The sequence below is a fragment of the Burkholderia sp. 22313 genome (assembly GCF_052045245.1).
Classification (GTDB): Bacteria; Pseudomonadota; Gammaproteobacteria; order Burkholderiales; family Burkholderiaceae; genus Burkholderia.
This window is the reverse complement of the sequence record NZ_JBQEON010000003.1, coordinates 144,279-163,163: the sequence shown is the minus strand read 5'-3', so window position 1 is coordinate 163,163 and position 18,885 is coordinate 144,279. Positions and strand designations below refer to the sequence as shown.

The window sequence follows — 18,885 nt, the reverse complement described above, 5'->3', positions numbered from 1 at the left end:
TGTCGCGCCACCGGGCGCTTCCCAACCGAACAAGGACCTGCCATGCAACCGCGTCTGAATTTCTATACCGCCAGCCCGAACGCAATCAAGGTGATGCGCAACGCCGAGGAATTCCTCGCGAAGTGCTCGATCGAAAAGCCGCTCGCCGAACTCGTCCGGCTGCGCGCGTCGCAGATCAACGGCTGCGCATTCTGCGTCGACATGCACACCACCGACGCACGCAAGGGCGGCGAAACCGATCGCCGTCTCGCGACCGTCGTCACGTGGCGCGAAACGCCGTTCTTCACCGAACGCGAACGCGCGGCGCTGGAATGGACCGAAGCGCTGACGCTGGTCGCCGACAGCCACGTGCCCGACTCCGTCTGGGAAGCGGTGAAGCCGCACTTCAGCGACACGGAGCTGTTCGAGCTGTCGATGCTGATCGCGACAATCAACTCGTGGAACCGCTTCGCGATCGCGTTCCGCAAGATGCCCGAGTAAGGAGACGACGATGCGCTCCCGCTCCAGTTCCAGCTCAATGTTCCGCCACGCCGTTCTGTGCATGACGCTCGCGCTTGGCGCCGTGCTGTCGGCCGCCGCCCACGCGCATGATGCCGGCGACGCCGTGCACGCGATCATGCAACAGGCCGTGCCCGAAGCGCCCGGCAAGCTCGTCGTCGTCGCGACCGTCGACTATGCGCCCGGCCAGGCGTCCGAAGCGCACAAGCACCTCGGTTCGGTGTTCGCGGTGGTGTCGAAGGGCGAAGTGCTGTCGCAGGTGAACGGCGGCCCGGTACACCGCTATCGCGCCAGCGAAGGCTGGTACGAGCCGCCCGGCTCGCGCCACCAGATGTCGCGCAACGCGAGCGCGACCGAACCCGCTCAACTCGTCGTGTTCGGGTTGACCGGCGAACACCAGCCGCTGACGTCGCCGATCGATCAGTAATCGCTGTGTCAGGCGCGCGCCGTGGCAACCGCGCGCCTGCTTTCCGGCCTGCTTTCCGGCCGGATGCCCCGCCGGTTCCGCGCCGATGCCTCACCGGTTTCGATGGGTTCCCCTCCGCCGCTTCCTCATTAGCCGCTCCCTACACGCCGCCACCCGCGCACGGCCCTCCGCCGCTCGACCGCCCCGCTCGTCCGCACCGCCATTCGGCGCACGCCCGATCGCGACGGCGCGCGCGAAAACCCTTCCTTGAAATTAACTAACTCATCAATTAACGTCGTCTGCATGAACGCGAAATCCACCGTCGCCAGGCCGCGCGGGCGCCGCCCGTCGGTGGAGGACTTCGACCTGCGCGATCACATGCTCGACGTCGCGATCCAGCTGTTCGCCGAGCGCGGCATCGCCGCGACGACCGTCGCGCAGATCGCCGCCGCTGCCGGCGTCACGTCGGCGATGGTCCACTACTACTTCACGAATCGCGAGCAACTGCTCGACGCGATCGTCGAGGAGCGGCTCGCGCAGGTCATCGCGTTCGTGTGGCGACCGACCGCGCCGCAGATCGAAAACGATCCGTTCGCGCTCGTCGCCGAGCTCGTCGACCGGTTCTTCGACGTCACGCATCGGATGCCCTGGCTGCCGTCGATCTGGCTGCGCGAGATCGTTCACGAAGGCGGCCTGCTGCGCGAGCGGATGGTCCGCCGCATTCCGCTCGAACATGTCGGGCGTTTCGCCGAACGCATCCGCGCCGCGCAGCAGGCCGGCACGCTGAACCCGTCGCTCGAACCCGCCTTCCTGTTCCATTCGATCATCGCGCTGGTCATGCTGCCGCTCGCGACCGCGAAGCTGTGGCAAAGCGCGCGCGGCCTGCCGCCGATCGATCGCGACGTGCTGCATCGCCACGTCCGCACGCTGCTCGACGCCGGCCTGCAGCCGCCCACCATCGCGCCGGATGCGCGCTCGCGCGTGCCACGGAGTCCGTCGTGAGCACGGCTCGCGCGCTGCCGCTCGCGCTGGCCGCCACCGCGCTGCTCGCCGGTTGCGGCCGGCAGTCAGACACCGGCACGACCTACCAGGGCTATGTCGAGGGCGAATTCGTGTACCTGTCGTCGTCGCAAGCGGGCACGCTGACCCAGCTGTCGGTCGAACGCGGCCAGGCCGTCGCGGCCGGCACGCCGGTGTTCGCGCTCGAAGCCGTCAGCGAAACGGCCGCGCTGCAGCAGGCGCAGCAGCAGCTCGCGGCCGCGCGCGCGCAGCTTGCCGACCTGCAGACCGGCAAGCGCCCGCCGGAGGTCGCGGTCACGCGTGCCCAGCTCGCGCAGGCCACCGCCCAGGCCGCCCGGGCCGCCGCGCAACTCGCGCGCGACGAACGCCAGTACGCGGCCGGCGGCGTGTCGCGGCAGCAGCTCGACGATACGCGCACGTCCGCGCAGACCACCGCCGCGCAGATGCGCGAGTTGCAGAACCAGGTCGATGTCGCCCGTTTGCCGGGCCGCGCGCAGCAGGTCGCGGCCCAGGCCGCGCAGGTCGACGCCGCGCAGGCGGCCGTGGCCGAAGCGCAATGGAAGCTCGACCAGAAGCGCGTCGCCGCACCCGCCGCCGGGCGCGTGTACGACACGCTGTACCGCGTCGGCGAATGGGTGCCGGCCGGCAATCCGGTCGTGCAGATGCTGCCGCCGCAGAACCTGAAGGTGCGCTTCTTCGTGCCGGAGGTGGCCATTGCGTCGCTCGCCCCTGGGCGCACGATCGCGATCCACTGCGACGGCTGCGCGGCCGACGTGCCCGCGCGCATCACCTACGTGTCGCGCGAGGCCGAGTACACGCCGCCCGTGATCTACAGCAACGAGAGCCGGACCAAGCTCGTGTTCATGGTCGAGGCGCGCCCGGCGCTCGCCGACGCGCCGAAGCTGCAGCCAGGCCAGCCCGTCGCCGTGAGGGTGAGATGAACGTGCCGCCCGCTGCTTACGCGATCGATGTCGACCGCCTGAACAAGCGGTTCGGCGACAAGCACGTCGTGAAGGACGTATCGCTGCGCGTCGCGCGCGGCGAAATCTTCGGCTTTCTCGGGCCGAACGGCAGCGGCAAGACCACCTCGATCCGGATGATGTGCGGCCTGCTGACGCCCGACTCGGGCAGCGGCACCTGCCTCGGCTACGACATCGTGCGCGACAGCGCGCAGATCAAGCGGCGCGTCGGCTACATGACGCAGCGCTTCTCGTACTGGGAAGACCTGTCGATCCGCGAGAACCTCGATTTCGTCGCGCGCGTGTACGGGATGCCCGATCGCCGCGCGGCCGTCGCGCGCGCGCTCGACGGGCTCGGCCTCGCGAGCCGTGCGGACCAGCTCACCGGCGCGCTGTCCGGCGGCTGGAAACAGCGCCTCGCGCTCGCCGCGTGCATGCTGCACGAGCCGGAACTGCTGCTGCTCGACGAACCGACCGCCGGCGTCGATCCGGCCGCGCGCCGCGACTTCTGGGAAGAGCTGCACCGGCTGGCCGCGCAAGGAATCTCGGTGCTCGTCAGCACGCACTACATGGACGAAGCCGAGCGCTGCCACAAGCTCGCGTACATCGCGTCCGGCGCACTGCTCGCACAGGGCACGTCGGCGGAGATCGTCGCGTCGCAGCACCTGTCGACCCGCACGATCACGGGCGGGCACCTGGCCGACCTCTCCGCGCAACTGCGCACGATGCCGGGGGTCGACCAGACCGTCGTGTTCGGCTCCGCGCTGCACGTGAGCGGCCGCGATCGGGCGCTGCTCGACGCAACGCTCGCGCAGGTCGCGGCGCAGGCCGGCGCGCGGACGGACGCTCGCGCATCGCTGCAGGTCGCGCCGATCGACACCGGGCTCGAAGATGTCTTCATCTACATGATGGGCCGGGCATCCGGGCCGCCCGGCGGAGCGTCGTCATGAACGCGTGGACGGGCCTGCGCGAATCGTTCTCGGTCGCGCGCTGGTGGAGCATCGTGCTGAAGGAATTCCTGCAGCTGCGCCGCGATCGCGTGACGTTCGCGATGATCGTCGGCGTGCCGATCATCCAGCTCGCGCTGTTCGGCTTCGCGATCAATACCGATCCGAAGCACCTGCCGACCGCGGTGATCGTCGCCGATTCGAGCCCCTTCGCACGCAGCTTCATCGCCGCGATGCGCAATTCCGCGTACTTCGACATCGTCGCGGCGCTGCCGGACGAAGCGGCCGGCCGGCATGCGCTCGCGCGCGGCGACGTGCAGTTCGTGCTGAGCGTGCCGGCCGATTTCTCGAAGCGGCTGCTGCGCGGCGAACATCCGTCGCTGCTCGTCGAGGCGGACGCGACCGACCCCGTCGCGACCGCGTCGGCGATCGGCGCGCTGCCGGGTCTCGTGCAGCCCGTCGCGGACAAGGACCTGACGGGCCCGCTCGCGCACCTGAACGGTCGCCCGGCCGCGTTCGACGTCGTGCTGCACCGCCTGTACAACCCCGAAGGCATCACGCAGTACAACGTCGTGCCGGGCCTGATGGGCGTGATCCTGACGATGACGATGGTGATGATGACGGGCCTCGCGATCACCCGCGAACGCGAGCGCGGCACGATGGAAAACCTGCTCGCGACCCCCGTGCGGCCGCTCGAGGTGATGACGGGCAAGATCGTCCCGTACGTGTTCATCGGGCTGATCCAGGTGTCGATCATTCTCGCCGCCGCGCGGTACGTGTTCGAGGTGCCGTTCGTCGGCGGCGTGGCCGCGATCTACCTGTCCGCGCTGCTCTTCATCGCCGCGAACCTGACGGTCGGCATCACGCTGTCGTCGCTCGCGCAGAACCAGTTGCAGGCGATGCAGCTCGCGGTGTTCTACTTCCTGCCGAACATCCTGCTGTCGGGCTTCATGTTCCCGTTCGCGGGGATGCCGAAGTGGGCGCAGTTCATCGGCAACCTGCTGCCGCTCACCTACTTCAACCGCCTCGTGCGCGGCATCCTGCTGAAAGGCAACGGCTGGGCCGACCTGTGGCCGTCCGTATGGCCCGTCGCGCTGTTCACCGTCGTCGTGATGGGCGTCGCGCTGCGCTTCTACCGGCGCACGCTCGATTAGGGGCCGCGCGATGAAGCCGGCTTCGCGCCATCCGTTGCGCACCGCCCATGCCGCTCGCTTCATCGGCCGCAGCGCGCTGGCAGCCGTTGCGCTGCTCGTCGGCGGCTGCGCGGTCGGCCCGGATTTCCGCGTGCCCGACGCGCCGGCCACGCAGCGCTATACGCGCGACGAAGCCGCCGCGACGACCGCCGCGGCCGACGGCGCGCAGACGTTCGCGCCGGCCGCGCACACGCTGCAACGCTGGTGGACCCGGTTCGATTCAGCGCCGCTGAACCGCCTCGTCGATACCGCATGGCACAACAGCCCGACGCTCGCCGAGGCGCGCGCGCGGCTCGACGAAGCGCGGCAGAACCATGCGGCCGAAGCCGGCGCGACGATGCTGCCGCGCGTCGACGCGAACCTGTCCGCCACGCGCGAGCAGGTCGACATCGCCGCCTTCGGGTTGCCCGCCAACGTGCCGGGCCCCGGGCCGTTCACGCTGTATGACGCGTCGGTGAGCGTGTCGTACGTACTCGACGTGTTCGGCGGCAACCGACGCGCGCTCGAAGCGCTGCGCGCCCAGGTCGACTATCAGGCGTACACGCTCGATGCCGCGCGCCTGACGCTCGCGGGCAACGTCGTCGCGACCGCGATCCTGCGCGCGTCGCTCGCGCGGCAGATCGCGCTCACGCGGCAGCTCGTCGATGCGCAGGCGCGCCAGTTGCGCATCGTCGAAGCGCGGTTCGCGGCAGGCGGCGTGTCGCAGGCCGACGTGCATGCGCAACGCGCGCTGCTCGCGCAGACGCAAGCTTCGCTGCCGCCGCTCGCCGCTCGCTTCGCGCAGGCCGGCCACCGGCTCGCGATCCTGCTCGGCACGGCGCCGTCCGACGCCGCGCTGCCCGATCTCACGCTCGACACGCTCGCGCTGCCACACACGGTGCCGGTCGCGCTGCCGTCCACGCTCGCACGCGAACGGCCCGACATCCGCGCGGCGGAAGCCGTGCTGCATCAGGCGAGCGCGAACGTCGGGGTGGCGACCGCGAACCTGTATCCGCGCTTTTCGGTGTCGGCGGGAATCGGTTCGGAACGCACGCGGATCGCGGACATCGTGAGCGGGCTCAATGTGTGGAACGTCGGCCTCGGCCTGACACAGCCGCTGTTTCACGGCGGCGAGCTGCGCGCCAGGAAGCGCGCGGCCGAAGCCGCGTACGACGCCGCGTTCGCCAGCTATCGGGAAACGGTGCTGCTGGCGCTCCAGCAGGTCGCCGACGCGATGCGCGCGGTCGAACACGATGCGGCGGAACTGGCGGCGCGCGACACGGCCGCGCGCGAAGCGGCGGCCGGCAACGCGATTGCCGGCGACCGCTATGCGGCAGGCGGGATCAGCACGTTCGCGTTGCTCGACGCGCAGCGGCAGGCATTGCAGGCCGCGCTCGACCGCACGCGCGCCCAGGCCGACCGGCTGACCGACACGGCGGCGCTGTTCCAGGCGCTCGCGGGGACCTGGACGGACGATTCCGCCGAGTGAGGGATGAGACGGCGCCGGAACACCGGCGCCGTCCGTTGTCCACCGGCGACGAACCGCGACAGTCGTCCATCAGGAATGCAAAGCATGCCATCCATGAAAAAACCGGCCCGAAGGCCGGTTTTTTCATACCGCATGCCGTGAGCGGCGCTCGCGCGCCGCGCGACATCAGAAGCGGTGGATCAGGCCGACGCCTGCAGCGATCTGGTTCTGCTTCGAACCTGCGCCCACGCCGTCGCCGATCGACGTCGTTGCCGTCTGGATGCCGCCAGCCTTGTTCAGCGTGTTGCCGGTCGCGTGCTGGTAAGCCTCGACTGCATACAGGCCCGTGCGCTTCGACAGGCTGTAGTACTGCGACAGCGTGAACTGGTGGTACTTGGCTGCGCTCGAGATGCCGTTCGACTGCGTTGCCGCCGTGTACGAGTAGCCTGCCGCGAAGTCCCACTGCGGCGCTGCCTTCCAGTGCAGCACGGCGCCCGCCGTGTTGAAGATCGCCGTGTTGCGGAACGCCGAACCGACGCCCGGGACGTACTGGACGTTCGTGTACGACACGGACACGTCCCATGCCGGCGTGAACTGGTAGCCGGCCGTCACACCGAGGCGCTGCTGCGTTTGCGCCGTCTGGTAGCCGCTGTTGATCGACGACACGGCCGGCTGGCCGCCGCTCGTGACCGTCGAGTTGTCGCCCCACACGCCGCCGCCGAGCGTCGAGTTGTTGACCTTCTGGAAGCCGACCGCGATGCCTGCCGGGCCGTTCAGGTACTGGATCGCCGCGCTCCAGGTCGAGCCGCGGTTGAAGCTGCCTGCCACGCCGCCGAGCGAGTACGAACCGCCGACCGTGAAGCCGTAGAACTTCGGCGACATGTAGACGAGCGAGTTGTTCGCGCGGTAGCTGGTGTCCAGCGAGTCGATATCGCCCGGGTGTGCGCCGTAGTAACCGGTCAGCCAGGTCGTCGGGCTATACGGCGACAGCAGCGTGTAGTACGCGGTGTACTGGCGGCCGGCCGTCAGCGTACCGTACGTCTGGTTGGTCAGGCCAACCCACGCCTGACGCGTGAAGATGCCGTTCGCCCATTGCGACGTGCCGTTGTTCGCGTTGAAGCCGGCTTCCAATTGGAAAATCGCCTTCGTGCCGCCGCCGAGGTCTTCGCTGCCCTTCAGACCGAAGCGGCTGCCTGCCCAGATGCCGGTAGCCATCTGCACCTTCGAGTGACCACCGGTGGTCGCGCCGGTTGCCGACGAGTTGTTCTGCCAAGCGATGGCGTTATCGACGATCCCGTACAGGGTCACGCTGCTCTGGGCGTGGGCTGCGGTAGCGGCTGCGAGACCGACTGCCGTCATGGCGAAAGCGACGCGCTTTTTCATTGATTCTCCGTCCTCAAAGAATGATTTCTTTTCTGGTGTGGTTTTATGCACATGTGCGAGTACATGCCGGTGCGATTCTGACGGATTACCAATTGTTTCCCAATACGCACAGTCGGTCATCGTATGATCGACGCAACGCACGGGTTCACCAAACGGTTACACAACACCTGAAAACGCTTACGCGGCGGGCCTCTCCGGCATTCCCCGGTGAAAACCCTAGCTTTACATTTTTACTGGTGCATCGAGACCGTCCGATGTTGTCAGACGCCTTCGGCAGGAACCCTCCTACGAATGCGCGACCGCGGCCAACGCCGCGATTCACGCCGCGCAGGATCGCCGACCTTCATGACACCCACGTTTCGCAAAACGAAATCGTGAAAACGTTTCAGCCGGTGTGGGGAAAATCAGACGGAATCCGACCGCGGACGCGGACCGGGAGGCAAGGCGGGAAGCCGGCGCCTGTCGCGCCTGTCGCGCCGGCTGCGTCGCGTGCGATTCAGCGCGCGGCGGGCGGTGCGATTCGTGCGTTCACCGCGTCGACCAGCGCGTACATCCGCGCACGGATCGCCGCGTTCGAGCCGACGAGCGCGAGCGACGACGCCATGATCCGGTAGATCCGCTTGCGCGGCACCTTCGCCGGCCGGGCCGGGTCGAGCCATGCGTCGTGGCCGGCCAGCAGTTCGAGCGTTTCGAGGCCGATCATGATCGGCCACAGGCACGCGAGCCGCAGCCGCACGAAGCGGCGCGGAATCGCCAGCGTGTACTGGCACGCGTCGCGATATTGATCGAGCGTCACGCGCAGCAGGTCGACCAGCATGCCGCGTGCGCGCGCCGACGCATCGGCCGACGTCAGGTCGGCGACGCCGATCCGGTGCGCGGCCAGCACGTCGTCCGGCAGATAGCAGCGGCCGATCCGCAGGTCCTTCGCGCAGTCGCGCAGGATGTTGGTCATCTGCAGCGCCTTGCCGAAGCGGATGCCCTTCTCGCGCATGTCCGGCAAGTCCCAGCCGCGTGCGGCCCGCGTGTGCGCGCCGGTCATGTCGGTCCAGAATTCGCCGACGCAGCCGGCGACCAGATACGTATAGCGATCGAGCGCATCGCGGGTCGGCAGCGACGCGAGCTGGCCCGACTGCTCGTCGGGGAACGTGCGCAGGTCGAACTCCATCCCCGACGTCAGCGTCGCGACGACCTTGCGGATCGATGCGCGGTCCGCGTCCGGCTGCGCGCGCAGCAGCGCGAGCATCGGCTCCATCGCGCCGAGCAGCACGTGCTCGTGCGAATCCGTCTGCATCCGCGTCACATCCTCGAGCGAGCGCGACAGCGCCGCGCCGTCGCCGAGCCGCTCGATCTCGTCGCGCAGGTCGGTCAGCAGCGCCGCGCGGCGATCGGGCGCGACGAGTGCCGTGTCGGCGATCGTGTCGGCCGCGCGTGCGAGCAGGTAGGCCAGGCCGACCGGATCGCGCATGCCGTCGGGCAGCACGCGCAGCGTCAGGTAGAAGGAGCGGGAAACGTTCTTCAGCAGGTCGCCGAGCAGGTAGGCGGAATCGATATGAGTCGTCATGGGTCGGTAAAAATCGGCCGGCGCAGGCCCCGGACGCACATCTGCGCCGGACGCCCGCGCCGGCCCGCGAGTCGCCGCATCGCCATGCGCGGGCGGGCGTCGGCCCGGCGCGGCGATGCAAAAGTCCCGCAAGTTTAGTGCATCCGGCGCGCCGGCTCCCGGCGACGGGCGGAATGCGCGCGACTCGCTGCCGGGCTTTCCGGCTGTCCGGCGCTTTCCGCGAAGCAAATACAACGGAAAGGCGAAAGTAATACATATGTAATGGCCGCCGCACATGCCGTGCCGGTTGCCGGTTGCCGGTTGCCGCGAAGCGATCAGATCACGCTGAAGTGATGCGTGCCATCCCGCTTCAACTGGTCGACCAGCCCGTACTCCCAGTCGAGATACGCCTGCATCGCCGCCGCCGCGTTGTCGGTGCCTTCATACGGACGCCGATAGCGATCGACGCGCGGCGACGCGAGGTGCGTCTCGCCGTGTTCGAGCGGCAGCCCCGCGTCGATCCACGCGGCCGTCCCGCCCGTCAGCACCGAGATTGCCGCGTCAGCCGGCAGCAACGCACGCGCGTCATCCGCCGCGAAACGCGCGAGCAGGCTCGATCCGCATGTGAAGACATAGCTCCGCGCCGGCGGAATCGCGGCGAGCGCGTCGCGCAGCTGCGCGCGCACGGCGAACCACGCGCCGGGGATATGGCGCTTCACGTAGTTCGCGCTGGTCGTCACGTCGACGATCGCGATCTCGCCCGCCGCTGCCTCCTTCAGCCAGCCCGCGAGCGTCGCGGGCGACACGTCGGCCGCCGGTGGCGTCGCCGGCATGTCGCGCGGCGGCTGGCCGCGCTCGGTGAACGCCGCCACGCCGGCCGGCTCGACCACGCGCACGTCCCAGCCCATCTGTGCGAGCCACGACGCGCTCATGTCCGCGCGCACGCCGTCGTCGTCGGCCAGCACGATCCGCGCGCCCCGCACGGCCGCATGGTGGTCGGTCTCCTGCACGAGCTGGCCGCCCGGCGTGCTCAGGAAACCCGGCAGATGGCCGGCCTCGTATTCCTCCGGCGTGCGCACGTCGAAGCGGTACAGCGTGCGGCCCGGTTCGTCGAGCGCGGCGACGTCGGCGAGCGCGATTCGCGGCACGCCGGCACGCTCGGCCACCGCACGCGCGGCATGACGCGCGTCGGCGCGCTGCTGCGCGTCGATCTCGTCCGGAAAACGGCGCGCGGCGCCGCGCTCGAGCGTCTGACCGGCGAGCGTCCAGCCGATCGTGCCGTTGCGCAACGCGGCAACCGGGTTCGGCAGCCCGGCGTTGATCAGCGACTGCGTACCGATGATGCTGCGGGTGCGGCCCGCGCAATTCACCACCACCTGCGTCGCCGGGTTCGGTGCGAGCGCGCGCACGCGCAGCACGAGTTCCGCGCCCGGCACGCTCGTCGACGTCGGGATGTTCATCGTCCGGTATTCGTCGAAGCGGCGCGCGTCGACGATCACGACGTCGGCCTTCGCGTCGATCAGCGCCTGCACTTCCTGCGCGGACAGCGACGGCGTATGGCGCTCGGCCTCGACCCACTCGCCGAACGACTTGCTCGGCACGTTCACGTCGATGAACAGTTCGCCGGCCGCGGCGCGCCAGCCCGCGAGGCCGCCGTCGAGCAGCCGCACGTCGGTATAGCCGAGCTGCGCGAGCTTCGCGGCCGCGCGCAGTGCGAGATCCTCGCCGCAGGCCTCGCCGAACACGACGATCGGCGTGTCGCGGCGCGGAATGCGTGTCCACGCGTCGAGCTCGAGCTTCGACAGCGGAAAGTTGGCGGCCCACAGCGGATGGCCTTGCGCGTAAGGATCCTCCTCGCGCACGTCGATCAACGCGAGCTCGTTGCGGGCCAGCAGGCGCGCGCGTACCTCCTGGTACGACGCGACGGGGAAACGGGAAGTGGAATCAGCGGATTGCGTCACGATGTCTCTGTCGGATTCTGTTGAAGTCGGGGAAGCAAGCCCGCGGGAAACGGCTGCATCTCGAGCCTGCGGACGGGCGCTCGCAACGGGGCGTGGCCGGCAGGCGGGATCACCTGCTCGCTCATGCGTTCGAATAACCGGACACGAACGGCTTCACGGTGCCATCGTCGAGGAACACCGCGCGCTCGACCTTGCCGATGTTCGCGCCGTACACGTGGATGCTGATCGACACCTGGTCCGCGAACGCGTTGGTCACGCGATGCACGTCTCCGATGCGCGGCGACACGGCCTCGACCTCGCCCGGCCGCAGCCGCACCGCGTCGCCCGACGGCACCGGCTTGCCGGTCGCGTCGAGCCCGTACGGCTGCGACAACTCGCCGCCGCGCAGCATCCCGATCAGCCCCCACACCGTGTGATTGTGGATCGGCGTCGTCTGGCCCGGCCCCCACACGAAACTGACGACGGAAAACCGCTCGTCGGGATCGAGATGCAGCAGGTATTGACGGTAGCGCTCCGGGTCCGGCTGCGCGAACGCGTCGGGCAGCCAGTCGTCGTGCGCGACCAGTGCCGCGAGCAGCGCGCCGCCCTCGTCGAGAATGCGCGCCTCGTTCGCGCCGGACGCGAGCAGCACGCCCAGCCCGTCGACGAACGGGCGCAGCGGCGTCTGCTGCAACGAAAGCGTACTCATCGGCTGCCTCCTCGAATATGACGCCGAATAGGATGGATCGTCATGATGCACCCGAAAGCGCGTGCTGAACAAACATGAAGCGTAGCGATGCCGTACCGGCACGGCATGACACGCGACCGGCCGCGTGGCGTGTCCGTCGGCACGCAACCGCCCGAATGGTTTTCGCACGATCTGGCACAATCGCGATTCGATCATCCCTGCGTGTGTCAGCCAGCGTCATGCCAGCCATCTCCGAACTCTTCGTCTATCCGGTCAAATCCTGCGCCGGCATCGCGCTGTCGCGCGCGCAACTGCTCGAAACGGGCCTCGCATACGATCGCCACTGGCTGATCACCACCCCGGACGGGATGATGATCACGCAGCGCACGCACCCGCGTCTCGCGCTGATCCGCACCGCGCTCGACAGCGATGCGCTCGTGCTGAACGCGCCCGGCATGCCCGAGCTGCGCACGCCGCTCGACGGCGATGCGACACCCGCCACGCCGAAGATGGCCGCAACCGTCTGGCGCGATACCGTCGATGCGATCGACACCGGCACCGCAACAGCCGCGTGGCTCACCGAATTCCTCGGCATGCCGCTGAAGCTCGCCCGCTTCGGCGCCGACGCGCGCCGCGGCTGCAACCGCAAATGGACCGGCGACATCGACACGCATACGCAGTTCGCCGACGGCTATCCGCTGCTCGTGATCGGCCAGTCGTCGCTCGACGACCTGAACGCGAAGCTCGCCGCGAAAGGCGCACCGGCGATTCCGATGAACCGCTTCCGCCCGAACATCGTCGTGTCGGATCTCGATGCGTATGAAGAGGATTTCGTCGAACACCTCGACGCCGAAGGCGCGACGCCGGTGCGGCTGCGTCTCGTGAAGCTGTGCACGCGCTGCCCGATGCCGACGATCGACCAGGTGACCGGCGCACCGAACCCGGCATGGCCGCACGAGCCGACCGACACGATGCAGACTTATCGCGCGAACCCGAACTACGAAGACGCGCTGACGTTCGGCATCAATGCGATCGTCGTCGAAGGCGCGGGCGCGTGGCTCGAGGTCGGGCAGGCCGTCGAAGCGGAGCTCGGCTTCGGCGACTGATCGACCCGCCATGCAGCCTGCCTGACCTGTCGGCCCTGCGCCGCTACGGGATGGGCGAATGCGCTGCGCACTTCGACGCGCTCCGCAGCGGCGCACGCGCGATCGAGGGTATCGACGCGTTGCTTCGCCGCGCCGTCGAGACAGCCGCCCAGCCTTGCCTTGGCACGATTTCGATCAACGAATACCGCACGTCCGTCCTGAGCTCGCGGAGATCCATGCGGTGCTGGCATAAAGCCTGATCGCCGTAATCGCAGGCCGCGTCCGTGATGCGCAGTGCGAAGGCGACGTGGCCGCCGAGTTCCTGATCGCGAACATCAACGGCATGCGCATTGCCGGGCGCGGCGGCGCCAAACCGCGCGAGCCTGTCGGCGTGATCGGGCACGTCCCGTCCGAAGCGGTGAGCGCCGGGGCGCCTGCCGTTCTCTTTTAGAGAAACCCTCGCATCTCTATTTTTCATCCCATGCGCTCAATAAAATTCATATCATGCGCATGTTCCAACCCACCGGCATCGCGCCCCGCGCCAACGACCAAGGAGACGCCTTCGTGCTGGACAGCATCCTTATTACCTTCGGCATCGTCGTGGTCGCGTGTTCGTTTTTCTACAAGTTCCTGCTGCTCCTGTACCAGGCCGACCAGCGCGCCGCCGAGCGCCGCCGGAAACAAAGGCTGCGCGACGACACGCCCGGCCGGCTCTGATGGCGGCGCGCCGTCGGAGCATGTATCCACCGCCCACGCCTTCTTTGTCCATTTCCGAGGAACACTCCATGCCACGCTCGCTTTCCACTCCGCTCACCCAACGGCTCGGGATCACCCTGCCGATCGTGCAAGGTCCGATGAACGGCGGCTCGACACCCGAGATGGTCGTCGCAGTGTCCAACGCCGGCGGCCTTGGCTCGCTCGCCGCGGCCGGCCTCGGCCCCGACGCGATCCGCTCGCAGGCACGGCAAATCTGCGCCGGCACCTCGAAGCCGTTCGCGATCAACCTGTTCGTGCTCGACACGCCTGCGCCGGGCGACGACGAGATCCGCGACGCGCTCGACCGGCTGCAGCCAATCCGCGCCGAGCTCGGCCTCGCGCAAGGGCAACCGCTTGAACGATATTGCGAGGATTTCCGGCAGCAGCTCGAGACGCTCATCGAACTGAAAGTGCCGGTGGCAAGCTTCACGTTCGGCCTGCTCGACGTGCCGTCGGTCCAGCGCCTGCACGAAGCAGGCAGCCTCGTCATCGGCACCGCCACCAGCGTCGCCGAAGCACGCGCGTGGGAAGCCAACGGCGCGGACATCATCTGCGCGCAGGGCGCCGAGGCCGGCGGGCATCGCGGCACCTTCCTCGGCCATCCCGACGCCAGCATGATCGGCACGCTCGCGCTCGTGCCGCAGATCGTCGACGCCGTGTCGCTGCCGGTGATTGCCGCGGGCGGCATCATGGACGGCCGCGGCATCGCCGCCGCCCTGACGCTCGGTGCGCAGGCCGCGCAACTCGGCACGGCCTTCCTGACCAGCGCAGAATCGCCGATCCATCCTGAGTGGAAGGCGCACATCCGCGAATCGACCGACACGTCGACGCGCACAAGCCGCACCTTCACCGGGCGCCCAGCGCGCGGCATCGTCAACGACTACATCCTCCGCATGGCCGAGTTCGAGGAGCACGTGCCCGCGTATCCGATCCAGAACGCGCTGACCGCCGAGATCCGCAAGGCGGCAGGCGCCGAGAACCGCACCGGCTTAATCTCGATGTGGGCCGGTCAGGCAGCGGGCCTAAGCCGCCGGCGCGACGACGGCATCCCGGCCGCGGCGTTGGTGCGTGCGCTTGCGGACGAAACCGCGACAATATTCGGCTGAACCCCGCGCCCGCATCACATCGCAACGTCGAACGACGCACGGCCCCTTCGCGGGGCCATGCCTCGTTCATGGCCCGCTTCTCCGATTACCGGAACACCACCGTCTTGTTGCCGTTCAGCAGGACCCGGCGCTCCGCGAACCACTTCACCGCCCGCGCCAGCACCACGCACTCCGCATCCCCACCGATCGTCGCGAGCACCTCCGGCGACATCGTGTGATCTATCCGCGCAACGTCCTGCTCGATGATCGGCCCCTCGTCGAGATCGGGTGTCACGAAGTGCGCGGTCGCACCGATCAGCTTGACGCCGCGCGCGTGTGCCTGGCCGTACGGCTGCGCGCCCCTGAAACTCGGCAGGAACGAGTGATGGATGTTGATGATGCGTCCATTCAGCGCATCGCAAAACCCAGCTGACAGGATCTGCATGTAGCGCGCAAGCACCACCAGCTCGATGTCGTGCGCGGCGACCAGCGCGAGAATGCCCCGCTCCTGCGCCGCGCGCTCGTCGGCCGACGCGTGCGCCGGCAGCGGGAAATGATGGAACGGCAAGTTATAACCGTCGACGAGCCGCGCGAGGTCGCGGTGATTCGACACGACGCCGCACACGTCGACCGGCAGCGTGCCGCTCGCGTGGCGAAACAGCAGGTCGTTCACGCAATGGCCGAGCTTCGATGCCATCAGCAACACGCGGGGACGCTGCCGCGCGGCGAACAGCTGCCACTCCAGGTTCGCCCCGCGATCGAACCGGCCGATGCCCGCACGCAGTGCCATCTCGGTCGCGCCGCCATTGTCCACCGCGAATACGATCCGCATGAACAATCGTTGCGACGACGGGTCGCTGTACTGCGTCGAATCCAGCACATGGCCGCCCAGTTCCGCGAGCAGGCTCGACACGCGATGAATCATCCCGCGCTGCGGCGGGCAAGACGCGGCCAGCACGTATTCGGCGCTCACGACTCTTGCGGGCTCGACCGTCGCTGCCCCTCCATCGGACAAAGGGGCTTCGCTTTGTGTCAACACGACGTCTCCTCCTCGTCAGATCGTGGCATGCGCTTTGCCGCTGCGCGTCGCCGTGTTCAGGTGGTCCACCACGTCGCCAAGGCGGCGCACGCCCTCGGAGATGTCGGCGGCGTCCAGCGCGCAGAACGGTATGCGCAGGAACCGGTAGCCTGGATCCTCGTCGAAGAACGCGTTCCCCGACGACAGCACGAGCCCCGCCTCGCGTGCCGCCGCCTGAAGCGACTGCTCATCGATGCGCGCGCCGAGCCGCAGCGACGCGAAGAAGCCGCCATCCGGGCGCACGAACAGCCGCCCGGGCAGATAGCGCTCGATCGCCCGCACGCAAGTGTCGAGCCGTGGCCCGTAAAGCTGTTTCAGCGAATCGAGCTGCGGCGGCAGGCGGCCGTCCTCGCACCATGCCGCGACGATGCCCTGCGCGAAGAAGCTTGGCGTGATGTAGTGCCGCTCCGCCACGCTCGCGACACGCTTCACGACGTCCTCGGGTGCGACCAAAAACCCGGTGCGGACACCCGGGCTGATCAGCTTCGTAAACGAACTCAGGTGCAGCGTCAGGTCCGGCGCCATGCTGCGCAGCGACGGCAGCGGCGTGCCACGATAGCGGAGAGAGCCGTAAGGTCCGTCCTCGACAAGCAGGAACCGGTATTCGCGCGCACAGCGGACCATCGCGCGCCGCGCGTCGACACTCATGCATACGCCGGTCGGGTTCTGGAAGTCAGGAATGAGATAGACGAGCTTCGGCTGGTGGCGTTTCAGCTCGCGCTCGAACGCCTCGATGCTGATACCGTCGGCGCCGACGTCGATGCCGACGATCTTGACGCTGTGCTGCCGCATGGTCGTGATCGCGCGATCATAGGTCGGGCGCTCGACGAACACGACGTCGCCCGGTTGCAGGTACGCGTCGCAGATGAAATTGAACAGTTCAAGCGAGCCGTGGCCGACTAGCACGTTCGACATCGCGCTGCCGTACCACGACGCGATGAACTCGCGCAGCGGCGGATAGCCCAAGGCAGGCCCGTACTGCAACATCCGGCCGGCGTCGCGCGCGAGCGCGCTCGCCGCCATCGCGCGCAGCGAATCGACCGGGAACGACAGCGGATCGGGAACACCGCGCGATAAATCGATGGTTTTCATGAGGAATCCTGTCCACAAGCGGGTTAGTTGACGAGGCGAACCGTGCCGCGCGCACGCGGATCGGATGCGGCTTCCGGCGTGTCGCGGTCGACTCGGATCACCTGGATGTCGCCGTTCGTGAAGCGCGACTGAAGGTTGTAGCCGCGTGCGACGAGTTCGTCGGCGAGCACGCCTTCGATCGGCGCGTAAGGCTCCCAGTACACGGTATCGACGGGCAGCAGCTGATGATGGACCCGCATCTTCGCGACGGCCTTCGCGAGCGGCATGTCGAACGCATACACGTTGTTGATCACCTGGAAGATCGATCCGAAGATCCGCGACCCGCCCGGCGTACCGATCACGAGCGACACCCGGCCGTCCTTCGTCAGGATCGTGGGCGTCATCGACGACAGCATGCGCTTGCCCGGCGCGATCGCGTTCGCGTCGGCGCCCACTAGGCCGAACCGGTTGGTCGCGCCCGGTTTCGCGGAGAAGTCGTCCATGTTGTTGTTCAGCAGGAAGCCCGCGCCCTCGACCACGACGCCGCTGCCGAACTTCGAATTCAGCGTGTAGGTGTTAGACACCGCGTTGCCGAACTTGTCGATGATCGAGAAGTGGGTCGTCTCCTCGCTCTCCTCCAGCCCTGGCTGCACCGCGTCCACCCGCGTCGGCACCGCGAGATCGACCTCGGCCGTGCGGCGGCTGATGTAGGCAGGCGCCAGCAGCGCGTCGACCGGCATGTCCTGAAAGGCCGGATCGCCCAGGTATTCGGCGCGATCCGCGAACACCCGCTTCGACATTTCCGCGACGAGGTGGATGTACTGCGTCGAGTTGTGCTCGACGCCCGCGAACGCGGCGCCCAGCGCGTCCTTCATCTTCAGCAGCTGCAGCAGCCCGATCCCGCCCGAGCTGGGCGGCGGCGCGGTCACGACCTCGTAGCCGTTCCAGTGCGCGACGAGCGGCTTGCGCCAGATCGTGCAGTAATGACGCAAGTCGTCCTTGGTGATCGGCGCGTCGAGATCGGACAACTGTCTGAACAGCAGTTCCGCCGTCGCGCCGAGGTAAAACTCGTCGACACCGAAACGCGCGATTCGCTCGAGCGTACCGCCGAGCTCCGGCTGGCGGAACACCCCGCCCTCCTCCATCGCGCCGAAGAACCGCGTGAAGTTCGTCCTGCCCTCGAAATCGGCCAGCATGACGTCGCGGCGCTCGATCAGTTGACGATGCACGATGAAGCCCTGCTTCGCGTAGCGGATCGCGGGCGCCACCAGTTGCCGCCACGGCAAGGTGCCGAACCGGCTGTGCGCGTCCCATAGCCCGCGCACGGTGCCCGGCACGGCGACCGAGTGGCGGCCGATCACGCACATGCCCGGCACGACCTCGCCGGCTTCGTCCAGGTACATGTCGCGCCGCGCGTTTGCCGGCGCGCATTCGCGATAGTCGAGGAAGTACGGCGAGCCATCGTAGTGGATGTTCATGAAGCCACCGCCGCCGATGTTGCCCGCTTCCGGATAGGTGACGGACAGCACAAACGCCGCCGCGACCGCGGCGTCGATCGCGTTGCCGCCTTCCGCCAGCACTGCCTCGGCCTCGTTCGCGCTATATACGTCCGGCGCGGCCACGGCGCCCGCCTTCAGCGCCTGCGGAATCCGCCCGCCGGTCTCCTGCTTCATTTTCCGCATGACCCGCTGCGATTCCTCGGTCGCCTCGCGTGCCCGGACGTCCTGTTCGCTTTCGCGTCGGATCGGTTTTTCGTTGGAAATCTTCATGGTCTAACAGTTCTGGTCTG

At 68.2% G+C, this 18,885-nt stretch carries 18 protein-coding genes; 10 read left to right on the top strand and 8 right to left on the bottom strand.

Annotation, left to right across the window (positions count from 1 at the left end):
* The first annotated feature begins 42 nt into the window (after positions 1-42).
* From ACTJKF_RS04100 to ACTJKF_RS04070, 7 genes are all read left to right on the top strand, one after another.
* The gene (locus ACTJKF_RS04100) at positions 43-480 is read left to right on the top strand and encodes a carboxymuconolactone decarboxylase family protein (RefSeq protein ID WP_440622292.1); all 438 of its coding nucleotides are present in this window, start codon (positions 43-45) and stop codon (positions 478-480) included.
* Between the two features lie 10 nt (positions 481-490).
* On the top strand, positions 491-925 hold the full coding sequence (locus ACTJKF_RS04095; RefSeq protein WP_440622291.1) for a cupin domain-containing protein: 435 nt from the start codon (positions 491-493) through the stop codon (positions 923-925).
* Positions 926-1,207: 282 nt separating this feature from the next.
* Positions 1,208-1,906 (top strand): TetR/AcrR family transcriptional regulator, encoded by a 699-nt coding sequence (locus ACTJKF_RS04090; RefSeq protein WP_440622290.1) that lies wholly within the window; start codon positions 1,208-1,210, stop codon positions 1,904-1,906.
* Entirely contained in the window at positions 1,903-2,865 is a 963-nt protein-coding gene (locus ACTJKF_RS04085; RefSeq protein WP_440622289.1) for an HlyD family secretion protein, read from the top strand. The genes ACTJKF_RS04090 and ACTJKF_RS04085 overlap by 4 nt, the downstream gene beginning before the upstream one ends.
* A complete protein-coding gene (locus tag ACTJKF_RS04080) occupies positions 2,862-3,833 on the top strand; it encodes an ABC transporter ATP-binding protein (RefSeq protein ID WP_440622288.1) in 972 nt (323 codons plus the stop codon). The genes ACTJKF_RS04085 and ACTJKF_RS04080 overlap by 4 nt, the downstream gene beginning before the upstream one ends.
* Positions 3,830-4,984, top strand: coding sequence for an ABC transporter permease (locus tag ACTJKF_RS04075; RefSeq protein WP_440622287.1), 1,155 nt, complete (start codon positions 3,830-3,832; stop codon positions 4,982-4,984). Before ACTJKF_RS04080 ends, ACTJKF_RS04075 begins: the two co-directional genes overlap by 4 nt.
* 10 nt (positions 4,985-4,994) lie before the next feature.
* Positions 4,995-6,491, top strand: coding sequence for an efflux transporter outer membrane subunit (locus ACTJKF_RS04070; RefSeq protein ID WP_440622286.1), 1,497 nt, complete (start codon positions 4,995-4,997; stop codon positions 6,489-6,491).
* Positions 6,492-6,656: 165 nt separating this feature from the next.
* On the opposite strand, the gene ACTJKF_RS04065 is transcribed toward ACTJKF_RS04070, so the two are convergent.
* The 4 genes from ACTJKF_RS04065 to ACTJKF_RS04050 form a co-directional block, all read right to left on the bottom strand.
* Positions 6,657-7,853, bottom strand: a complete 1,197-nt coding sequence (locus ACTJKF_RS04065) for a porin (protein WP_440622285.1) — start codon at positions 7,851-7,853, stop codon at positions 6,657-6,659.
* Between the two features lie 496 nt (positions 7,854-8,349).
* Positions 8,350-9,414, bottom strand: coding sequence for a phytoene/squalene synthase family protein (locus ACTJKF_RS04060; protein ID WP_440622284.1), 1,065 nt, complete (start codon positions 9,412-9,414; stop codon positions 8,350-8,352).
* A gap of 314 nt (positions 9,415-9,728) precedes the next feature.
* Positions 9,729-11,354, bottom strand: coding sequence for a rhodanese-related sulfurtransferase (locus ACTJKF_RS04055; protein WP_440622283.1), 1,626 nt, complete (start codon positions 11,352-11,354; stop codon positions 9,729-9,731).
* 121 nt (positions 11,355-11,475) lie between these two features.
* A complete protein-coding gene (locus ACTJKF_RS04050; protein ID WP_440622282.1) occupies positions 11,476-12,042 on the bottom strand; it encodes a cysteine dioxygenase in 567 nt (188 codons plus the stop codon).
* A 218-nt stretch (positions 12,043-12,260) separates the two neighbouring features.
* Between ACTJKF_RS04050 and ACTJKF_RS04045 the strand changes: the two genes are divergently transcribed.
* Complete coding sequence (locus ACTJKF_RS04045) at positions 12,261-13,127, top strand: MOSC domain-containing protein (protein WP_440622281.1); 867 nt, start codon at positions 12,261-12,263, stop codon at positions 13,125-13,127.
* 43 nt (positions 13,128-13,170) lie between these two features.
* On the opposite strand, the gene ACTJKF_RS04040 is transcribed toward ACTJKF_RS04045, so the two are convergent.
* Positions 13,171-13,584, bottom strand: a complete 414-nt coding sequence (locus tag ACTJKF_RS04040) for a hypothetical protein (protein WP_440622280.1) — start codon at positions 13,582-13,584, stop codon at positions 13,171-13,173.
* 32 nt (positions 13,585-13,616) lie between these two features.
* On the opposite strand from ACTJKF_RS04040, the gene ACTJKF_RS04035 reads away from it, so the two are divergent.
* Together ACTJKF_RS04035 and ACTJKF_RS04030 are read left to right on the top strand one after the other, a co-directional pair.
* The gene (locus ACTJKF_RS04035) at positions 13,617-13,823 is read left to right on the top strand and encodes a hypothetical protein (RefSeq protein ID WP_440622279.1); all 207 of its coding nucleotides are present in this window, start codon (positions 13,617-13,619) and stop codon (positions 13,821-13,823) included.
* 68 nt (positions 13,824-13,891) lie between these two features.
* Complete coding sequence (locus ACTJKF_RS04030) at positions 13,892-14,968, top strand: NAD(P)H-dependent flavin oxidoreductase (RefSeq protein WP_440622432.1); 1,077 nt, start codon at positions 13,892-13,894, stop codon at positions 14,966-14,968.
* Positions 14,969-15,053: 85 nt separating this feature from the next.
* Here the strand turns inward: ACTJKF_RS04030 and purU are convergent, their stop codons facing one another.
* The 3 genes from purU to ggt form a co-directional block, all read right to left on the bottom strand.
* Complete coding sequence (purU, locus tag ACTJKF_RS04025) at positions 15,054-15,920, bottom strand: formyltetrahydrofolate deformylase (RefSeq protein ID WP_440622278.1); 867 nt, start codon at positions 15,918-15,920, stop codon at positions 15,054-15,056.
* Positions 15,921-16,001: 81 nt separating this feature from the next.
* The gene (locus ACTJKF_RS04020; protein ID WP_440622277.1) at positions 16,002-17,117 is read right to left on the bottom strand and encodes a PLP-dependent aminotransferase family protein; all 1,116 of its coding nucleotides are present in this window, start codon (positions 17,115-17,117) and stop codon (positions 16,002-16,004) included.
* Positions 17,118-17,140: 23 nt separating this feature from the next.
* A complete protein-coding gene (gene ggt, locus ACTJKF_RS04015; RefSeq protein ID WP_440622276.1) occupies positions 17,141-18,778 on the bottom strand; it encodes a gamma-glutamyltransferase in 1,638 nt (545 codons plus the stop codon).
* Positions 18,779-18,885 lie beyond the last annotated feature (107 nt).